Source organism: Micromonospora sp. CNZ303 (genome assembly GCF_004345505.1).
Window position 1 is genome coordinate 211,545 of record NZ_SLVT01000007.1, and the last position, 18,252, is coordinate 229,796.

The following is an 18,252-nucleotide window of genomic DNA, read 5'->3' on the forward strand; positions in this document are numbered from 1 at the left end:
TCATGACCGGTTACCGGGTCAGCGACGTGATGACGAAGCAGGTCATCTACCTGCCGGCCGAGACCACCCTGGACGAGGCGGCCAGGGTGATGAAGGAGGCGGACATCGGCGACGTGGTGGTCACCGACGGCGCCACCCTCGCCGGCATGCTCACCGACCGCGACATCGTCGTACGGGCGGTGGCCGAGCGCAGCGACCCGGCCACCACCACGATCGGCTCGATCATCACCCGCGAGGTGGTGATGATCGAGCAGCACTCGACCGCGGCCGAGGCGGCGGCCCTGATGCGGGAGCGGGGCATCCGGCGGGTGCTGGTCTGCGACAGCGAGCGCAAGCTGGTCGGCATCGTCTCCCTCGGCGACCTCGCGATGCAGCTCGACCCCCATTCGGCGCTGAGCGACATCAGCGAGCAGGCACCGACCGTCTGAGGTGCAAGGAAGGGCCCCTTACTAACGCCTGCGGTATAGGAAGGGTCCCTTCCTTCGGCGGTAGCCTCGGAGGCATGTCATCCATGCCGGCCAGGCTTTCCGAGATCGTCGACGAGTTCGCCGCCGCGCCCCGCGACGTGGTGCTGGAGATGCTGCTGGAGTACGCCGACGTCATCCCGCCGCTGCCCGCCGGCGCCGCCGACCGGGAGGGCATGGAGCAGGTGCCGGAGTGCCAGACGGCGTTCTTCCTGCGTGCCCGGGTGACCCCGGGGAAGACGGTGGAGACGCTGTTCGACTGCCCGCCGGAGGCGCCCACCACGCGCGCGTTCGCCGGCATCCTCGCCGAAGGGCTGGCGGGGGCGAGCGCGGACGAGGTGCTCGCCGTGCCCGACGACCTCTACCAGCGGATGGGACTGGCCCAGGCGATCAGCCCGTTGCGGGTGCGCGGCGGCACGGCCATCCTGGCCCGGCTCAAGCGGCAGGTCCGGGAACAGACCAGCTAGACGGAGGGTTGTCACCCGACATGGAGATCGAGATCTACGCCGACGTCGTGTGCCCCTGGTGCTACATCGGCAAGCGTCGGCTGGAGCAGGCCCTGGAGTCGCACGACGGCGAGGTGACCGTCCGCTACCGGCCGTTCCAGCTCGACCCGTCGCCGGTGTCGGAGCCGCGTCCACTTGTCGACGCGATGGCCGCGAAGTTCGGCGGGCCGGACCGCGTCCGGCAGATGTTCGGTCAGGTGACGGAGGTGGGGGCCCAGGTCGGCCTGAAGCTCGACTTCGACCGCGCGGTCGCGGCCAACACCTTCGACGCGCACCGCCTGGTCGCCTGGGCCACCGACCGGGGACGCGCCGCCGAGACGGTCGACGCGCTCTACCGCGCCCACTTCACCGACGGCGTCGACGTCGGCTCCCGCGACGCGCTCGCCGCGCTCGCCGCCGAGGTGGGCCTGGACGCGGCCGAGGCGCGCCGCTTCCTCGACTCCGGCGAGCGGGTGGCGGAACTCTCCGACGAGCTGGCCACCGCCCGGCAGATCGGGGTGACCAGCGTGCCCACCTTCGTACTGGCCGGTCGGTACGCGGTCACCGGCGCGCAGGAGCCGGAGACGCTGCTCGCCGCCCTGGCTGAGGTGGACCGCCGCGAGTCCGAAGCCGACTGAGCCGTCCACGGCGACCACGAGGCCAACCCCGACTGAGCCGACCACGGCGACCGTAAGGCCGGAGCCGACTGGGTCGTCCACGGCGACCGTGAGGCCGGAGCCGACCGAGCCGTGAAGCGGGGGCGGTGGGCCGACTCCGACGACGGACATCGACGCACGTGATGTTTCACGTGCAACGGCATCGATGCCCGTCACCGGTCAGGCCGGCCTGGCCAGCCCTTCGACCACGCGCGCGCCGGGCAGCGCGCCGAGCGCCGGCCCGGGCAGCGCGATCTTGCTGTGCCGTACGCCCGACCCGATGATCACGTGCGGGGCGGCGATCACCCGCGCGTCGACCAGGATCGGCCACTGCTCCGGCAGGCCGATCGGGGTGATGCCGCCGTACTCCATCCCGGTCAGCTCCACCGCCTCGGCCATCGGCGCGAAGCTCGCCTTCCGCACGTCGAGCGCGCGGCGGGCCACCCCGTTGACGTCGACGCGGGTGGTGGCGAGCACGACGCAGGCCGCGTAGCGCACGACCCCCTCACGCTTGCCGGCCACCACCACGCAGTTGGCCGACTCGTCCAGCCCCACCTCGTACGCGTCGCAGAAGGCGGCGGTGTCGGCCAGCTCGGCGTCGATCGGCGCCACCAGCACGTCGTCCACGTCCACCGGCGCCTCGGCGGGCCACTGCCCGACGGCGACGGCGACCGGCGGAGCGAGCAGGTCGAGCCGACTGCGGGCGGGTTCGGTCTTCAGCGTCCCCATCACGCCTGCGATCCTCGCACCCGCCCGGGCCCGGCGTTCCACCACCTGACCAGCGAGCGGAACCGTCGCCGGCAGGGGGTCACCCCTATCGATCCGGAGACGGGTCCCGACGGCGTGTGGGAGCGGGTGATGCCGGGTACCGGCGATCGGCATGAGTGAACTTCCGCTGCACATCCTGACCGACGCAGGCTTCACGACCGACGAGGCGAACTCGATCGTCGACCACCTTCTCAAGGGTGTCGACACCCACGACGGGAGAGGCGAGACCGACCGGATCGACGTCGAGGCGCTCCCGGAGGAGAAGAAGGCCGCCATCGACAAGTTCAACCTGGCCGTGGCCGCCGACTTCTAGTCACCCGGAACACCGGCCCCGTCCCGGACCGCCGCCACGGACCGCCGGGACGGGCCGGTCGGGACGGCGGTCCGGGACGGCCCGGTCGGACGGGAAGACCGCGACAGCCAGGACGGGAAGACCGGGCCGGCTCGACGGAAGACGCCGGGCCAGCCGGAACGGGGCCGGTCAGTTGCCGGTGAGGAAGCCGTTCTCGCGGAGCAGCGCGCGGTCCCGGACGGAGGCCAGTTCCTCCGCCCGCTCAGCCTGGACCCGGCGCACCTCCATCTCCTCCAGGGCGTGGCGGATGGCGAGCCGGATCACGCCGTAGAGGAAGACGAAACCGGCGACGTACAGGATGACGGTGGCGACCATGGCGAACATGGCGTCACGGTAGGCCGGACGTGAATGCGCATGCCGTTCATCTTGCGCCGGTTCCCCCGTACGTGTCGGCGAGGTGGTCGGCCCAGGTCCGGATGCCCGTCGGGGTCGCTTCGGTGACCAGGCCGCCCGAGCGCAGGGCGCGACCGATCCCACCGGGTATCCGGACCGGGAGCAGCGGACGGCGGGACCGCCGCGCGGCCGTCCACGCGCGGGCCGCGTCGTCGAAGCGGAGCACCTCCGGGCCGCCGTACTCCTCGATGCCGTGCAGCGGGCCGGCGGTGAGCCGCCGGACGAGGCGGTCCGCGACCTCGCCGGGATCCACCGGCTGGGCGAGTACGGCCGGGTCGCCGATCACGGGACCGAGGCGGCTCGCCCCGCGCAGCATCCCGTCGAGGAACTCCGGGAACTGGGTCGCCCGCAGCACCGTCCACGGCACCGTGCCGGCCGCCACGACCTGCTCGGCGGCGAGCTTGTGCCGGTAGTAGGGGATCGGCACCCGGTCCACCCCGACGATCGAGACGTAGACCAGGTGCCGTACGCCCGCCTGCCCGGCGGCGATGACCAGCCGGCGGGTGCCGAGCACGTCGACCCGGTGGGTCTGCCGCCCCCGGTTCGGTGCCGAGGCCAGGTGCAGTACGGCGTCCACGCCGGCCACCGCCTCGACCACCCCCTCCCCGGTGGCCAGGTCGGCGACCACCCACGAGCCGGTACGCGCCCGCCGGCTCGTCGCCCGCACCTCCCACCCCTCGGCGCGCAGCCGGGGCAGCACCACCCGCCCGAGCCGTCCGCCCGCCCCGGTGACCAGCACCCGCATGGTTCCCTCCCTCTCCGGCCGTCGCGCGCCCGCCGCGCGACAGTGGTGGTGACGGCGCCCGGTCCCCGCGTGTGACCGGCTGTGCGACGGCTCACCGAAGCAGGCCGGCCCACCGCAGCACGCCGGCTCACCCGAGCAGGCCGGCAGCCGTCAGGACCACGAAGAACCCGATGACGATCTCGCTGACCACCCAGGAGTGCCGCCCGGCCCAGTCCCGGATCCGGGGCAGCACCGCCTCGGCCCGGCGGCCGAGCAGCAGCAACGCCAGCAGCGGCAGGGCCAGCAGCGCCAGCGTGAGCAGGACGAACGGCAGCAGGTGCCACCAGGACAGGTCGTGCCGGGCGGCGCTCGCCCCGACGGTGAGCATGGTGAGGTCGTCCGTCGGCATGGCCAGGAAGAGCAGCACGCCGAGCCGCAGCGCGTACGCCGGGCTCGCCTGCTGGAGGCCGCTCATCCACTTCGGCGGGCCGGCGGTGTGCCGGCGCAGGAAGACGACCACCGCCAGGACGAGCAGCAACGCCAGCACGACCACGTCGATCCGGCTCTCCACCGCGCGCCGCCCGAGCCCGGCACCGACGTCGACCTTCACCGCCCGGGTGAGCAGCCAGCTCGCCGTGACCCCGCCCGCCACCACGAGCCCCGCACCGCCCAGGTAGCCCAGCGACGCGGCACGCGGCCGGTCCGCCGAGGCGAGGAAGACCGCCGCGACCAGCTGCGTCCCGGCGACCATCACCACGGCCATCGGCAGGATGGTCAGGAAGTTCATCGCCCGCCCATCCTCCCCGGCCGACGGCTGCCACCGGACCGGATCGGCACATCGCCGCCGGCCGTGCCGGAGTCGGGCACCCGGCGGGCGGTCAGCCGGCGCGGATCCCGGACTCGCCGGGCACCACCCGACCGGCGAGCACGACACCCAGCAGAGCCAGCCCGGAGGCCACCGCGAGCGTGCCGGCGTAGCTGGCCGGTCCCGGGGCCGCGCCGGCCGCGAGCACCGCACCGGTGAGCGCCAGCACGGTCGCCGCGAAGAGCGAGTCGCCCAGTTGCAGCGAGGAGCTGTTGCGGCCCTGCTCGCCGGGGGCGGACAGCTCCAGCGTGAGCACCGACAACGAGGGGTAGAGCAGCCCCATGCCGAGACCCGCGCCGGCCCAGCCCAGCACGCCGACCCAGACCGGCACCGCCGGCGCGACGGCGAGCGTGACCACGGCCGTACCGGCGGCGATGCAGGTCAGCCCCGCCCTCGGCAGCGTGGCCCGGGAGCGCGGCGCCGGCATCCGCCCCTGCAACCAGGAACCCGCCGACCAGGCGAGCGCGCCCGTGGTCAGGACCAGGCCGGCGGCGGTCGGCGACAGCCCGCGCTCCCGCGAGAGCATCAGCGGGATCACCACCTCCGCGCCCACGAACGCGGCCGAGGCGAGACCGCGCAGCCCGATCACCGTGGGCAGGCCCCGGCCGGCGCGCAGGAACCCGGCCGGCAGCAGCCGGGGCGCGCAGACCATCAGCCCGATCAGCGCCAGAGCCACCAGCCCGACGGCGGCAGCGCCGCGCTGCTGCCCCCCGATGTGCAACAGTGCGGCGCTCACCCCCGCCCCGCAGGCCCAGCCGATCCGGGCCGCCGCGCCCGACGGCAACCGGGTCACCGGGGGCGCGCCGATCGCCCGCAGGCCGGGGTGGATCAGCAGCACCGCCGGCACCGCCACCACCGGCACCGCCAGGAAGACCCAGCGCCACCCGAGGTGTTCCACGATCAGGCCGGCCAGCGCCGGCCCGACCAGCGACGGTACGACCCACGCGGCGGCGAACGCCGCGAAGATCCGCCGGTGCAGCGCCTCCGGGTACGCCTGCCCGACGATCACGTAGAGCGCCACCGAGAGCAGGCCGGAGCCGAGGCCCTGCACGATCCGGCCGGCGACCAGGACGCCCATGGTGGTGGCGCCACCGGCGAGCACCAGCCCCAGCACGAACCAGCCGAGCCCGTGCCACATCGGCGCCCGGGGGCCCCGCGAGTCGCACCAGATGCCGGAGGCGACCATGGCGAGCACGCCGGCGGCGAACGGACCCCCGAAGGCGATCCCGTAGAGGGCCAGCCCGTCGAGGCTGCGGGCGACGGTCGGCATGGCGGTGCCCACCGCCAGCGCCTCGAAGGCGAGCAGCGAGATCAGCGCGACGCTGCCCACCGTCATCGCGCGCAGCCGGGGCGCGAAGAGCCCGGCCTCGTCGGCGACCGGAGCGGCGTACGTCGCCGTTCCGGTCACCTCCGGCCCGCCGCGCCCGGCAGCCACAACGGTTGGTGGCCGAGGCGGGCCCGTGGGTCCGACGGACCCGTCCCGCGGCGGAGCAGTTCGATCAGCATGCGACCAGCCTCGGACCTCAACCCGGCTTCAGGTCAAGGGTGACCCGACTCTCTCCGGCCCATCCGGGGAACTTCCGCTGCTCCGAGCGCATAACGGACGATCAGCCGGGAAGCCAGGCCGCCGGAGCTTCGGGCGTGGGAGGCGAGATGGCGTACGGCGGGAGCAGCGGCAGCGAGGGGCCTGACCGGCGCCTGTCCGGTCGTACGCCTCGATGATCTCACTGGTCCGCACCGCCGGCCGGCTCCTTCCGCCGGTGCCGGTGCCGCCGGCCGTCGGCGAGGCGTCCCGGAACGTCGGTGCCGTCGCCGCCCGGCTGGCGCGGGCGGCCGGGCTGGGCCGGCGTCGGGTCTGGTCCCGCCCCGGGCGGCACCACATCGAGGTGCTCGGGGTCTGCCAGGACGGCGGCGACGTCCTCGCGCGTCAGGTCGAGGCGGCGTTGGAGCGGATGCCCGGTGTGGAGTGGGCGCGGGTCAACGCCCCGTCCGGCCGGGTGGTCGTCGCCGTCGGTACGCCGGAGCCCGCCCTGCGGGACCTCATCGCGACCGTCGCCCGCACCGAACACACCTGCCCGCACGAGCCGGACCCGGAGATCCCGCCGCCGCACCCGCCCGAGGAGGGGCCGCGCACGCCGCGCACCCTCGGCGCACTGGCCTCCGACGCCCTCGGCCTGACCCTCGCCGCCGCCACCCGGATCCTGCCGTTCACGCCGGTGCCCGGGGAGGTCGCCGGGCTGCTCGTCGCGGTCGACCTGCACCCGAAGCTGCATGCGCTGGCGGACCGAGGGCTACGCGCCGACCCCCGCGCCGATCTGCTGTTCCCGCTCGCCGAGGCGGTGGCGCTGGGCCTGACGGGCGGCTGGACCGGGCTCGTGCTCGACGGCGCCCAGCGGGTGGTGCAGTGGGGCGAGGCCCGCGCCCAGCTCCGCGCGTGGGCGCGGGCCGAACCTCGGCTGACCGGGCGTCCGGAGCGGGCCGCCGCCCCGGTGCCGAAGTACGAACGCCCCCGGCCGACGCCGGACGGTCCCGTCGAGAAGTACGTCAGCCGGATGCTCGACGCGGGCGCCGTCGCGGTGGCCGCCGCGACGCCGGTCGTGGGTTGGAAGCGGGCCGCCGCGCTGGGCCTCTCCGCGCTGCCGAAGGCCCCCGTCAGCGGACGCGAGGGGTACGCCGCGCAGCTCGGCCGGATCCTCGCCCGGCGCGGGGTGATCGCGATGGACCGCAGCGTGCTGCGCGAACTCGACCGGATCGACACCCTGGTGCTGGACGCCGCCGTACTCGGCTCCGACCGGGGTGTGCTGACGGACCTGACGCCGCTGGCCGGTGCGGACACCGGGCGGGTGGCGGCACGCGCGTTCGCCCTCTTCGACCCCGCCGCGCCCCGGGAGCTGCGGCACGCCGACGGCTGGCGGCTCGGGCCGCTGGACGCGCTGGACGTCGAGGACCCGGCCGACACCGCGGACAGCCGGCGGCTGCGCGACGCGGGCGGCCCTCTGCTCGGCCTGGCCGACGGCGACACCCTCACCGCCGTACTGCGGGTCGAGCCGGAGCCGGCGCCGGGCGTCGACGCGCTGCCGACCGCCGCCCGCCAGGCGGGCCTGCGGCTGGTCGTGGCCGGCGACGACGAGCGGCGGTACGACTTCGCCGACGCCCACCTGCCCGGCCGCGACCGGCTGGCCGAGTCCGTACGGGAGCTGCAACGCGACGGGGCCGTGGTGATGGTGGTCTCCGGCGACCGGGCCGCGCTCGGCGTCGCCGACTGCGGGCTGGGGATCGCCGCCCCCGAGGACCTGCCGCCCTGGGGCGCGCACCTGCTGGTCGGCGCCGACCTGCGGGTGGCGGCGCTGGTGGTCGAGGCGGCCGGGGTGGCCCACCGGATGACCCGGCAGAACATCGGCCTGGCCATGGCCGGCACCGGCCTCGGCGTGCTGGGGGCGCTCACCGCTTCGCGCGCACAGCTGCCCGGCCGCGCCGTCGCCTCCGTGAACGGAGCGGCGGCGCTGGCCTTCGCGCACGGCGTCCTGCGGGCGCACCGCCTGCCCGGCCCGGCGGACTCCCCGGCGCCGGCCATCACCGCGTGGCACCTGATGCCGTCCTCGACCGTGCTCGACCAGCTCCACACCGGCCCGGACGGGCTCGCCACCGCCGAGGCCGAGCGTCGCCGCAGCGACCGGGACGCCCGGCCCTCGGGGCCGACGGGGCTGCTGCGCGCCTTCGTCGACGAGCTGGCCAACCCGCTCACCCCGGTGCTGGCCGCCGGGGCGGTGCTCTCGGCCACCTTCGGCTCGCCCGTCGACGCCGCCCTGGTCGGCGGCGTGGTCGGCGGGTCGGCGCTGCTCGGGGCGGTGCACCAGCACAACACCGAGCGGTCGCTGGCCGAGCTGCTGTCCCGCTCGGCGGTGACCGCCCGGGTACGCCGCGACGGCGCGGAGCGGATCCTGCCGGCCGAGGACCTGGTGCCGGGGGACGTCGTCCTCCTCGAATCGGGGGACGCCGTCCCGGCCGACTGCCGGGTGCTGGAGTCGGCCGGGCTGGAGATGGACGAGTCCTCGCTCACCGGCGAGTCGCTGCCGGTCGGCAAGACCGACCAGCCGGTGGTCGCCGCCGCCGTCGCCGACCGGCGGTCGATGCTCTACGAGGGCACCAGCGTCGCCGCCGGCCACGGAACGGCGGTGGTGGTCGCGACGGGTGCGGGCACCGAGGCGGGGCGGAGCCTGGCGATGGCCCGGCAGGCCCCGCCGTCGAGCGGCGTGGAGGCACGGCTGGGCCGGTTGACCCGGGCGGCGATCCCGCTGGCCGCCGGCTCGGCGGTGGCGGTGGCCGGCGCGGGCCTGCTGCGGGGCGTACCCCTGGCCCAGACCGCCGCGACCGCCGCGAACCTGGCCGTCGCGTCCGTGCCGGAAGGGCTGCCCTTCCTGGTCAGCGCCGCACAGCTCGCCGCCGCGCGGCGGCTGGCGGAGCACGGCGCGCTGGTCCGCAACCCGCGCACCATCGAGACGCTCGGGCGGGTGGACGTGCTCTGCTTCGACAAGACCGGCACCCTCACGGAGGGGCAGCTGATGCTCGCCGGGGTCGGCGACGACGGCCGGTACGCACCGGTCGACCGCCTCGACGACGGCCTGCTGCGCACCCTCTCGGCCGCGCTGCGCGCCACCCCGGGCGCCGACGACCCCCACGACCTGGCCCAGCAGACCGACCGGGCGGTCCGGTCCGGCGCGCAGGCCGCCGGGGTGACCGAGCAGACCGGCGCCCAGGGATGGAAGCCGGTGGGTGGGCTGCCGTTCGAGCCGTCCCGCGGCTACCACGCCACCGTCGGCCGGGCCGGGGAACGGCTGCTGCTCAGCGTGAAGGGGGCGCCGGAGTCGGTGCTGCCCCGGTGCTCAAGCTGGCGTACGCCGGGGGGACGCGACGAGCCCCTCGACGACGAGGGCCGCGGCGGACTGCACGCCGTGCTCGCCGACCGGGCGGGGGCGGGACACCGCATCCTCGCCGTGGCCGAGTGCCGGGTCTCCTCGCCCGAGGTCACCGACGAACAGGTGCACGACCTGACCTTCGTCGGCTTCCTGGCCCTCGCCGACGGGGTACGCGAGAGCGCCGCCCCCGCCGTGCGCCGGATCCGCCAGGCCGGCGTGCACACGATCATGATCACCGGTGACCATCCGGCGACCGCCGAGGCGATCGCGGCCACCATCAGCGACCACGAGGACCAGCGGGTCGTCACCGCGACGGAACTCGACCAGCTCGACGACGAGGCCCTCGGCGCGCGGCTCGCCGCCACGGACGTGGTGGCCCGGTGCACCCCGGCGCACAAGGTCCGGATCATCCAGGCGCTGCAACGGTGCGGACGTACGGTCGCGATGACCGGCGACGGCGCCAACGACGCCGCGGCGATCCGGCTGGCCGACGTGGGCATCGCCCTCGGTCAGCGGGGCACCCCGGCGGCCCGGGCTGCGGCCGACCTGGTGGTCACCGACGACCGGCTGGAGACCATCATCGCCACCCTGGTCGAGGGCCGGGCGATGTGGTCCTCGGTACGCCACGCGCTCAGCATCCTGGTCGGCGGGAACCTCGGCGAGATCGCGTTCAGCGTGCTGACCGCCGCCGCGACCGGCCGCTCGGCGCTCACCGGCCGGCAACTGCTCCTGGTCAACCTGCTCACCGACCTGGCACCGGCGTTGGCGATCGCGATCCGGCCACCCGACGCGGACCACGCCGACGGCCTGCTCCGGGAGGGCCCCGACACCTCGCTGGGCGAGACGATGACCCGGGAGATCGGGCTGCGCGCCGCCGCCACCACGCTGGGCGCCACCGCCGGCTGGACGTTGGCCCGCTACACCGGGCGACGCAGGCGGGCGGGCACCGTCGCGCTGGTCTCGCTGGTCGGCACCCAGCTCGGGCAGACGGTGCTGGCCGGCGGCACCAGCCCGGCCGTACTGGCCTCCACCGCCGCGTCGCTCGGGGCGCTGGTGGTCGTCGTCCAGACGCCGGGGGTCAGCCACTTCTTCGGCTGCACACCGCTCGGCCCGGTCGGCTGGACCATCGCGACGGGCTCCGCGCTCGGCGCCACCTTCGCCAACGGCGCGCTCACCCGCCTCGTGGAGCGCCTGCCCGGCTCCGGGTCCGGCGCGGACGACGAAACGGCGTGACCGGGCCCGGCGTCCGCAGTCGACCAGCACGCCGTGACGCCGGCCGGAATGAGCCCGCCGATCACGGGTAGGGCTACCGGTGGAGGTGCGCATGTCGACGACGCAGCCCGAGGTCACGTTCATCGGCACCGCCACCACGGTGCTGCGGATCGGCGGGTTCACCCTGCTCACCGATCCGAACTTCCTGCACCGGGGCCAACGCGCGTACCTGGGCAAGGGGCTCTGGTCGCGGCGGCGCACCGACCCCGCGCTGCGGATCGCCCAACTGCCGTCGCTGGACGCGGTCGTCCTCTCCCACCTGCACGGCGACCACTTCGACCGCGTGGCCCGCCGGGAACTCGACCGGGAGCTGCCCATCGTCACCACTCCCGCCGCCGAGCGGAAGCTGCGCCGCTGGGGCTTCCGGGCCGCCGAGGGGCTACCCACCTGGAACTCCCGGGAGCTGCGCCGCGACGGCGAGACGCTGCGGCTGACCTCGATGCCGGGAAGGCACGGGCCGGGCGCGCTGGACCTGCTGATGCCCGACGTGATGGGCACGATGATCGACCTGGAACGCGACGGCAGCCGCCGGTTCCGCCTCTACGTCACCGGCGACACGCTCAACCGGCCGGTGCTGGCCGACATCCCCGAGCGGTACCCGGACATCGACGCGATGCTGATCCACCTCGGCGGCACCAGGATCGCCGGCATCCTGCTCACCATGGACGCGCGGCAGGGCGCCGACCTGGTCGAGCTGGTCCGGCCGAAGCTCACCGTGCCGATCCACTACGACGACTACCCGGTGTTCCGCTCACCGCTGGGCCACTTCGTGGCGGAGGCCCGGCGGCGCGGCCTCGCCGGAACCGTCCGCACCATCGCCCGTGGCGAGACCGTCCCGCTGACCCCGCCGGACTGAGCCGCCGACCTCCTGCCCGTTCGGGGCCTCCTCCCGCGCGTCCGGCCCGCCGGTGCCCTCGTACACCGATCGCCGCCTTCCCGGCCGGGGCCGGAGGGCGGCGATCGGTCGTGACGTGCGGTCAGGCGCGCTCGGAGATGGCCTCGATGAGGTCGCCCACCGGGCGCTCGGGCAGGGAGCGGGCCACGTCGGCGACGGCCACGATGCCGACGAGCTCGTGCCCGTCGATCACCGGCAGCCGGCGCACCTTGTGCTGGCTCATGGTCCGCAGGATCTCCGCTGCGTCGTCGTCGGCGCCGATCGTCACCGCCTCGCCCTGGGCGAGTTCACCGGCGGTGACCCGGCCCGGGTCGCGGCCCTCGGCGAGGACCTTCACCACGATGTCGCGGTCGGTCAGCATTCCCTTGAGCCGGTTGTCGTCCCCGCAGATCGGCAGCGAGCCGACGCCCAGCTGGGCCATCTGCTTGGCGGCCGTCTTGAGGTCGTCCTGCTCACGGATGCAGGTCACGTCGTTCGTCATGATCTCGCGTGCGGTCGGCATTTGGCTGGCACCTCACTTTCCAGGGGGTCGTTGCCGTTTCTCCTACCCCCGTCCTCCCGGCCCATGCGCCAGGAAGGAACCACCGGTCCCGACAGCCGTTCGCGCCGCCCGGCCCGGCCGCCCGCGCCCGCCTCAGGTCGTCGGGTGCCAGGTGGCGGCGGCGCGGCGCAGCCGGTCGTTGACCGCGCGGCCGACGCCCACCTCGGGGACCGGCTCGACCAGGATCTCGCCGACCCCGGCGGCGTCCAGCTCGTGCAGCGCGTCGAACAGCCGCGCGGCGGCCTCGGTCAGGTCGCCGGCGGCGGAGAGCACCTCCACAGCCGCCCAGTCGCCCGCCGGCCGGTCCCGGAAGGCCAGGAAGCCGCGCCGGACCCCGTCGGCCACCGGCGGCTCGCCGCCCGAGGCCAACCGCAGCGGCGTACGCGGGGCGTAGTGCGCCGCCAGCGTGCCGGGCGCGACGGGCTGCCCGGAGCTGCCCGGGCGTACGGTCACCGGGCCGGCCGCCTCCTCCAGCGCCTCGATCGGCAGCGCGCCGAGGCGCAGCACGACCGGCCGCCCGCCCCTGGCGTCCACGATGGTCGACTCGATGCCGCACCGCGTCGGCCCACCGTCGAGCACCACGTCCACGGCGGCACCCAGCCCCCGCACCACGTGCTCCGCCCGCGTCGGGCTGAGCTGGCCGAACCGGTTCGCGCTCGGTGCCGCCACCGGCACCCCGGCCTCGGCGATGAGCGCCCGCGCGTACGCGTTGTCCGGCACGCGGACCGCCATCGTCGCCAGCCCGGAGGTGACGATCGGCGGAATCGCCGCCGGCCGGTCCACGATCAGCGTGAGCGGCCCGGGCCAGAAGCGCCCGGCCAACGCCGTCACCGCCGCCGGCACCGCCCCGACCAGCTTCTCCAGCTCGGCCGCGTCCGCGAGGTGCGTGATCAGCGGATCGAAGCTGGGCCGCGCCTTCGCCTCGAAGATCCGGGCGGCGGCCCGAGCGTCCAAGGCGTTCGCGCCGAGCCCGTAGACGGTCTCGGTGGGAAAGGCCACCAACCCGCCGGTACGCAGGACGGAGGCCGCCTCGGCGATGCCGCTGTCGGCCGGGAGCACGCGTGGGGATCCGGTGGTCACGCCTCCGACGCTAACCTGCCGGGGCGGGCGGCTCGTGGGCGGCCGGGCGGAACCGCGGTGCCCCGCGCCGGCCGCGCCCGCACGTGCGCCGACAGGAAGGATCGTGACGTGTCCAGCGACCGTCTGATGCGCATCCACAGCCCCGAGTTCCAGGCCATGGCCGAGCGGGTCCTGCGGGTCACCGAGCTCACCTCCCACCTGAACGTCCTGCCCTTCGAGGACGAGGCGGGCAAGGCGAAGCTGTTCGCACAGATCCTCGGCAGGCCGCTGCCGAGGAGGGTCACGATCTATCCACCCTTCTACACCGACCACGGCCTCCGCCTGGACCTCGCGGAGCGCGTGTTCGTCAACCAGAACTGCACGTTCCTGGACTACGCCGGCATCCGGCTCGGTCAGGGGGTGATGGTCGGGCCGAAGGCCACCTTCATCACCGTCGGCCACCCGGTCGATCCGGAGGAGCGACGGGGCTGGCTGAGCGGAGGACCCATCGACGTGGCGGAGAACGTGTGGATCGGCGCCGGTGCCACGATCCTCCCCGGCGTCAGCATCGGCCGGGACGCCGTGGTCGCCGCCGGCGCGGTCGTGGCCGAGGACGTACCGCCGGCCAGCCTGGTGACGGGCGGCAAGGCGACCGTGTATCGGCAGTGGTGACGCCCGACCTGGTGCGCGAGGATGACGGGCATGCTTCGTACCCCTCGGGCCCTCCTGCTGGACTTCGGCGGCGTCCTGGCCGACGCGCCACCCCGACCGCCGGCCCCGCCGGGTCTGGTGCGGCGCCTCGCCGAACTCGTCGACGGCGCCGTGCCGGACGAGCAGATCGCCCGTGACCTGGGCGAGGGCGCGCGGGCATACGCGCTGTGGCGCGACGACGTGAGCAGGACGGGCGACCCGGTCGAGCTGCCGCACGCCCAGGTGTGGGCCGACTTCGTGACCCGGTCCTGGCCGCGGGAGGCCCGCGCCGCCGTCGAGCGGGAGGCGACCCCGCTGGCGTACGCCTGGACCTGGCGCCGGGAGTGGGCGGTGCGTCCCGGCATCGGCGAGGCCCTGCGGCACGCCGCCGACGCCGGCCTGCCGATGGCGGTCGTCAGCAACACGCTCTGCGGCGCCGCCCACCGGGACTTCCTGGCCGCCGCGGGGCTCTCCGGGCTGTTCGGGGCCGAGTTCTACAGCGACGAGGCCGGGCCCCGGAAGCCGAACCCGGAACTGGCGCTGCTGGCGGCCCGCGCCGTCGCGGTACCGATCGGCGACTGCTGGTTCGTCGGCGACACCGTGCACCGCGACGTCGTCTGCGCCCGTCGCGCCGGCACGGGCGCCGCGATCCTCATGCGCTCGCCCCGCACCGACCGGGAACCGGCGCTCCCGGGGGTCGAACCGGACGCGCGGATCGAGGACGGCCACGGGCTCCTCGCGCTGCTGCGCGAGCACGCCCGCCCGTGACCGGCGGTACCGACTGGCAGGCATGGCACGAGCCGTACGCGGACGTGGACTCACCGCTGTCACGGCGGCTGCGGCTGGTGCAGCGGCACATCGCCTCGTGGCTCGACGAGCGCTCCGAGCAACGGCTCACGGTGGTCAGCGCCTGCGCGGGGCAGGGCCACGACCTCATCGGCGTCCTCACCGCACGGCCCGACTCCCCGCGCGTGCACGCGACCCTGCTCGAGTACGACGCCGGTAACGTGGCCGCCGCAAAGGCCGCCGCCGAGCGGGCCGGACTCTCCCACCTCGTGATCAGGCACGCGGACGCGGGCCAGCCCTCCTCCTACGCCGGGACGGTCCCGGCCGACCTGGTGCTCATGGTCGGAGTCTTCGGCAACATCCCGGACGCCGACGTGCGGCGTACGGTCGCTGCCCTGCCCCAGTTCTGCGCGGCGGGCGCCACCGTGATCTGGACCCGGGCGCGGCGGACCCCGGACCTCACGCCGGCCGTACGGGAGTGGTTTCGCGACGCCGGCTTCGGGGAGGAGGCGTTCCACGCTCCGGCCGACGTGCGGTTCTGCGTCGGCGTCCACCGCTTCCAGGGCACACCGCGACCTCTGGACACCAGGGGAACGCTCTTCACGTTCCTGCACTGACCGCTGACGCTGCCACGAGCATTCAGGTGGTGCTGCGAGGCCCGGGCAGACCGACCGGACCGTGCCCCGCAGCCCGGCGGGTCCGTCACGTCGGCTCGACGGGTAGCCACAGCTCGCAGGTCGCGGTGCTGAAGTCGTCCGCACGCTCCAGGATCGCCACCATCGAGGGACCCGGCCGCAGACGCCACGGGTTGGAGGGAAACCACTCGGTCGCGGTCGCGGCCCAGGTGTCCTGTAGTGCCTGCGGGTGGGGCCCGGCGGTACGGAAGACCGCCCACCTGCCGGCCGGCACCTCGATGGCGTCGAGATCCTCGGGGACCGGCGTGCCCCGGGACACAGCGACACCGTGCAGGTAGGTCAGGTCGCTGCCCTCGGTGCCGTCGGGATCGAGGTCGTCGCTGACCTGGAGCAGCCCGCCCGGGTCGGTGTCGCTGAGGGCCTTCAGCCGGGGATGCTCCTGCGGCGGGAGCGCGGTGATGTGCTGCTGGATGTGCGGGTTGACGCCCTGGTGGATGAGGGGGACCCGGGCCGCGTGTCCGACGAGCCGGAACGCGGGGCGGTCCACGATGCGGGTGTCCATGGGGATGCTCCCTTCGACGGTCAGGCGGAACCTGACCTGCGGTTGCGCGCGAAGGGGACCTCCGTCGCGGCGAACGTCACCGGGGTTGGCGCCGTGGACCGCCCGGAACGCACGTCCGAACGCCTCCGTCGAGCCGTACCCGTGCCGGACGGCGATGCTCAGCAGATCGTCCTCACCCCGCACGACGTCGGCGGCGGCGACGGTCATGCGACGCCGGCGCACGTACTCCGACAACGGCATGCCGGCCAACGACGAGAACATCCGGCGCAGGTGGTACTCGGTCGTGCCGAGCGCCCTGGCCGGTCCGCTGACGTCGAACTCCTCGGTGAGGTGCTCCTCCACGAGGTCGACGAGCCGGTTGAGTGCCGCGATCACGAGGCCTCCTTCGACGTCGATCCTGGTCGAATGATCCGGGCCGCGCCCGACTGTAGAGGCCCGATCCGATCAGGTGCCCGGAAGGTCGCGGCGCCGACGGGTGCCGCACTTCGACGGCACAGGTCCACGGCTGGGTTGCCGAAACGGCTTCACAGACCGATCTGCACCGGCTTGGGCGGGACGCCACCGACGACCAATGCCGTCAGCAGTTCGGCGAGGTCGCGGGGCCCGAACAGGTCGGGTCCCGGGTAGTCGTTGCCCCGGCTTGTGCCCGTGGATCTTGCGAAGAGGAATCGCCTGGTCAGAGGCGATGTTGGTGGAGCCCAGGGGACTCGAACCCCTAACCCCTGCCTTGCAAAGGCAGTGCTCTGCCAGTTGAGCTAGGGCCCCCGGGGCGGACGACGCCGCCGGTGCCGGCAGTGCCAGCGAGATCAGCGCAGGTCGGGCGCGGTGGTCGCCTCGTGCCACAGGGCGCGCTCGTCGTTGGAAGCCTTGACCTTCCTGGCCACCACGGCTGCCACACCAACGACGCCGGCCAGGATCAGAAGCTTCTTGAACATGGGGCCTACCCCTCGCGCTCGACTGCCGTCGGACGAATGTGCGGTGGGGCTAGCTGGAATCGAACCAGCGACCTCAGAGTTATCAGCTCTGCGCTCTAACCGACTGAGCTATAGCCCCGCGTGGCGACGAGCAAGGTTAACCCATCCGTCCGTCCGGCCCCAAATCGGGGGCCGCCGCGACGTCCAGGCGTTGCCGTCGCTCCTGAACCTACCGGAGGCTTCCGGCCCGGCCCAGCCGATTACACCGCCCGCACGTCCCGCCCGGACGCCCGGTGACGTGCTCCGGACGCACGGAAGCCGGGACTCCGCGCTCTGCGGTGCCCCGGCTTCCGAGGTGGTTCAGTCGCGCTCGGCGAGGGTCAGCTCGATGCCGCCGACCAGGTCCGCGCAGACGTTGTAGACGAACGCCCCGAGCGTGGCGAGCGCCGTGAACAGCACGACGTTGACCAGGCCGATCAGCGCCGAGCTGAGGATCACGCCCTTGGCGGTGATCTGGAAGCCGCTGGTGCTCTGGCCGCCGCCCGCGCTGACCAGGTCGGTCAGGCTGTCGTTGACGCTGGTGAACACGCCCATCGCGTCGAGGGCCAGGTAGAGCACCGAGGTGGCCACCACCACGACGATGAAGAGCACCACCGAGACCGCGAACGCGAACTTCATGACGGACCAGGGGTCGATCCGCTTGAGGTTCAGCCGGGCCCGGCGCGGCCCGCGCGACGCGGCCGAGCTGACCGACGTACGCGCGGCGCGTACCGCGTCACCCACACGGGCCGCCCCGACGGCTGCGGCGCCGCTGACACCCGGCGGCAGGCCGCCCCCGTTGGCGGGGCGGCCGACACCGGTCGGGCGGGCGCCGTCCGGCTGCGGCTTCGCGGTGCCCGTGACGCGGGGCTGCGTGCCGGTGGTGCCCGTGATCCGCGGCTGCGTCCCGGTGGTGCCGGTCGACTGGGCGGCACCGACCTTCAGCGGCTGCGTCGTCGTCGGTGTGGCAGCGGCCGGCTTGGCGGCGGGGGCCGGCTTGTCGCCCCCCACCGCTTCGGTCCGGTCCGCCGCGTCGCCGTCCTCGGAGGGCTTGTCCGGAGGCGGTGTCATCCCGGGAGCCCGGGTGAATTTCGGGGCAGGCGCGTCGGCGGGGACGGTCGCCCGACCCACGGCCGCGCGGCCGGTCGCTGGTGTGCCGCTCTTCGCGGCCTCCTCGTCGACCGGGGTGGCCGAGGTCCCCGTGTTCCCCGACTTCGCCTGTGTCTCCGTCATTCA

19 protein-coding genes and 2 tRNA genes are annotated in these 18,252 nt (G+C 74.7%); 9 read left to right on the forward strand and 12 right to left on the reverse strand.

Features of this window, described 5'->3' with window-relative positions:
• Positions 1 to 2 precede the first annotated feature (2 nt).
• The 3 genes from EV374_RS14115 (at position 3) to EV374_RS14125 (ending at position 1,587) form a co-directional block, all read left to right on the forward strand.
• Positions 3 to 428, forward strand: coding sequence for a CBS domain-containing protein (locus EV374_RS14115; RefSeq protein ID WP_132235410.1), 426 nt, complete (start codon positions 3 to 5; stop codon positions 426 to 428).
• A gap of 74 nt (positions 429 to 502) precedes the next feature.
• The gene (locus tag EV374_RS14120; RefSeq protein WP_132235411.1) at positions 503 to 931 is read left to right on the forward strand and encodes a SufE family protein; all 429 of its coding nucleotides are present in this window, start codon (positions 503 to 505) and stop codon (positions 929 to 931) included.
• Positions 932 to 951: 20 nt separating this feature from the next.
• A complete protein-coding gene (locus EV374_RS14125; RefSeq protein WP_132235412.1) occupies positions 952 to 1,587 on the forward strand; it encodes a DsbA family oxidoreductase in 636 nt (211 codons plus the stop codon).
• A 198-nt stretch (positions 1,588 to 1,785) separates the two neighbouring features.
• Here the strand turns inward: EV374_RS14125 and EV374_RS14130 are convergent, their stop codons facing one another.
• Entirely contained in the window at positions 1,786 to 2,334 is a 549-nt protein-coding gene (locus EV374_RS14130) for a YbaK/EbsC family protein (RefSeq protein WP_132235575.1), read from the reverse strand.
• A 151-nt stretch (positions 2,335 to 2,485) separates the two neighbouring features.
• Between EV374_RS14130 and EV374_RS14135 the strand changes: the two genes are divergently transcribed.
• On the forward strand, positions 2,486 to 2,686 hold the full coding sequence (locus EV374_RS14135) for a hypothetical protein (protein ID WP_121397378.1): 201 nt from the start codon (positions 2,486 to 2,488) through the stop codon (positions 2,684 to 2,686).
• A 168-nt stretch (positions 2,687 to 2,854) separates the two neighbouring features.
• Here the strand turns inward: EV374_RS14135 and EV374_RS14140 are convergent, their stop codons facing one another.
• The 4 genes from EV374_RS14140 to EV374_RS14155 form a co-directional block, all read right to left on the reverse strand.
• On the reverse strand, positions 2,855 to 3,049 hold the full coding sequence (locus tag EV374_RS14140; protein WP_132235413.1) for a hypothetical protein: 195 nt from the start codon (positions 3,047 to 3,049) through the stop codon (positions 2,855 to 2,857).
• Between the two features lie 37 nt (positions 3,050 to 3,086).
• A complete protein-coding gene (locus EV374_RS14145; protein ID WP_132235415.1) occupies positions 3,087 to 3,863 on the reverse strand; it encodes an NAD(P)H-binding protein in 777 nt (258 codons plus the stop codon).
• A gap of 127 nt (positions 3,864 to 3,990) precedes the next feature.
• A complete protein-coding gene (locus tag EV374_RS14150; protein ID WP_132235417.1) occupies positions 3,991 to 4,629 on the reverse strand; it encodes a GAP family protein in 639 nt (212 codons plus the stop codon).
• A gap of 91 nt (positions 4,630 to 4,720) precedes the next feature.
• Positions 4,721 to 6,115, reverse strand: coding sequence for an MFS transporter (locus tag EV374_RS14155; RefSeq protein WP_486485745.1), 1,395 nt, complete (start codon positions 6,113 to 6,115; stop codon positions 4,721 to 4,723).
• A 310-nt stretch (positions 6,116 to 6,425) separates the two neighbouring features.
• Here EV374_RS14155 and EV374_RS14160 point away from each other — a divergent pair, with 310 nt between their 5' ends.
• Both EV374_RS14160 and EV374_RS14165 read left to right on the forward strand, forming a co-directional pair.
• Positions 6,426 to 10,856 carry a cation-translocating P-type ATPase gene (locus EV374_RS14160; protein WP_132235419.1) on the forward strand — a complete coding sequence of 1,477 codons (4,431 nt, stop codon included), beginning with the start codon at positions 6,426 to 6,428 and terminating at the stop codon, positions 10,854 to 10,856.
• Positions 10,857 to 10,947: 91 nt separating this feature from the next.
• The gene (locus EV374_RS14165; RefSeq protein ID WP_132235421.1) at positions 10,948 to 11,751 is read left to right on the forward strand and encodes an MBL fold metallo-hydrolase; all 804 of its coding nucleotides are present in this window, start codon (positions 10,948 to 10,950) and stop codon (positions 11,749 to 11,751) included.
• Between the two features lie 121 nt (positions 11,752 to 11,872).
• Here the strand turns inward: EV374_RS14165 and EV374_RS14170 are convergent, their stop codons facing one another.
• Both EV374_RS14170 and EV374_RS14175 read right to left on the reverse strand, forming a co-directional pair.
• Positions 11,873 to 12,292: a CBS domain-containing protein gene (locus tag EV374_RS14170; RefSeq protein ID WP_121397384.1), complete on the reverse strand. Its 420-nt coding sequence runs from the start codon at positions 12,290 to 12,292 to the stop codon at positions 11,873 to 11,875.
• 132 nt (positions 12,293 to 12,424) lie between these two features.
• Positions 12,425 to 13,411, reverse strand: a complete 987-nt coding sequence (locus EV374_RS14175; RefSeq protein WP_132235423.1) for an L-threonylcarbamoyladenylate synthase — start codon at positions 13,409 to 13,411, stop codon at positions 12,425 to 12,427.
• 108 nt (positions 13,412 to 13,519) lie between these two features.
• Here EV374_RS14175 and EV374_RS14180 point away from each other — a divergent pair, with 108 nt between their 5' ends.
• From EV374_RS14180 to EV374_RS14190, 3 genes are read left to right on the forward strand one after another with little or no spacing between them, the layout of a single operon-like run.
• Complete coding sequence (locus EV374_RS14180; protein ID WP_132235425.1) at positions 13,520 to 14,062, forward strand: DapH/DapD/GlmU-related protein; 543 nt, start codon at positions 13,520 to 13,522, stop codon at positions 14,060 to 14,062.
• 30 nt (positions 14,063 to 14,092) lie between these two features.
• Positions 14,093 to 14,848, forward strand: coding sequence for an HAD family hydrolase (locus EV374_RS14185; RefSeq protein WP_207914183.1), 756 nt, complete (start codon positions 14,093 to 14,095; stop codon positions 14,846 to 14,848).
• Positions 14,845 to 15,483 (forward strand): class I SAM-dependent methyltransferase family protein, encoded by a 639-nt coding sequence (locus EV374_RS14190; RefSeq protein ID WP_132235429.1) that lies wholly within the window; start codon positions 14,845 to 14,847, stop codon positions 15,481 to 15,483. Before EV374_RS14185 ends, EV374_RS14190 begins: the two co-directional genes overlap by 4 nt.
• An 85-nt stretch (positions 15,484 to 15,568) precedes the next feature.
• Here EV374_RS14190 and EV374_RS14195 read toward each other — a convergent pair whose 3' ends face one another.
• The 5 genes from EV374_RS14195 to EV374_RS14210 all read right to left on the reverse strand — a co-directional run bounded on the left by EV374_RS14195 (position 15,569) and on the right by EV374_RS14210 (position 18,249).
• Positions 15,569 to 16,438, reverse strand: a complete 870-nt coding sequence (locus tag EV374_RS14195) for an AraC family transcriptional regulator (protein ID WP_132235431.1) — start codon at positions 16,436 to 16,438, stop codon at positions 15,569 to 15,571.
• Between the two features lie 314 nt (positions 16,439 to 16,752).
• Positions 16,753 to 16,828: transfer RNA gene (locus tag EV374_RS14200), tRNA-Ala, on the reverse strand.
• A gap of 41 nt (positions 16,829 to 16,869) precedes the next feature.
• On the reverse strand, positions 16,870 to 16,998 hold the full coding sequence (locus tag EV374_RS33400) for a DLW-39 family protein (protein ID WP_210834795.1): 129 nt from the start codon (positions 16,996 to 16,998) through the stop codon (positions 16,870 to 16,872).
• 44 nt (positions 16,999 to 17,042) lie between these two features.
• Positions 17,043 to 17,116, reverse strand: a tRNA-Ile gene (locus EV374_RS14205).
• 221 nt (positions 17,117 to 17,337) lie between these two features.
• Positions 17,338 to 18,249: a DUF3566 domain-containing protein gene (locus tag EV374_RS14210; RefSeq protein ID WP_132235433.1), complete on the reverse strand. Its 912-nt coding sequence runs from the start codon at positions 18,247 to 18,249 to the stop codon at positions 17,338 to 17,340.
• Between the last annotated feature and the right edge of the window lie 3 nt (positions 18,250 to 18,252).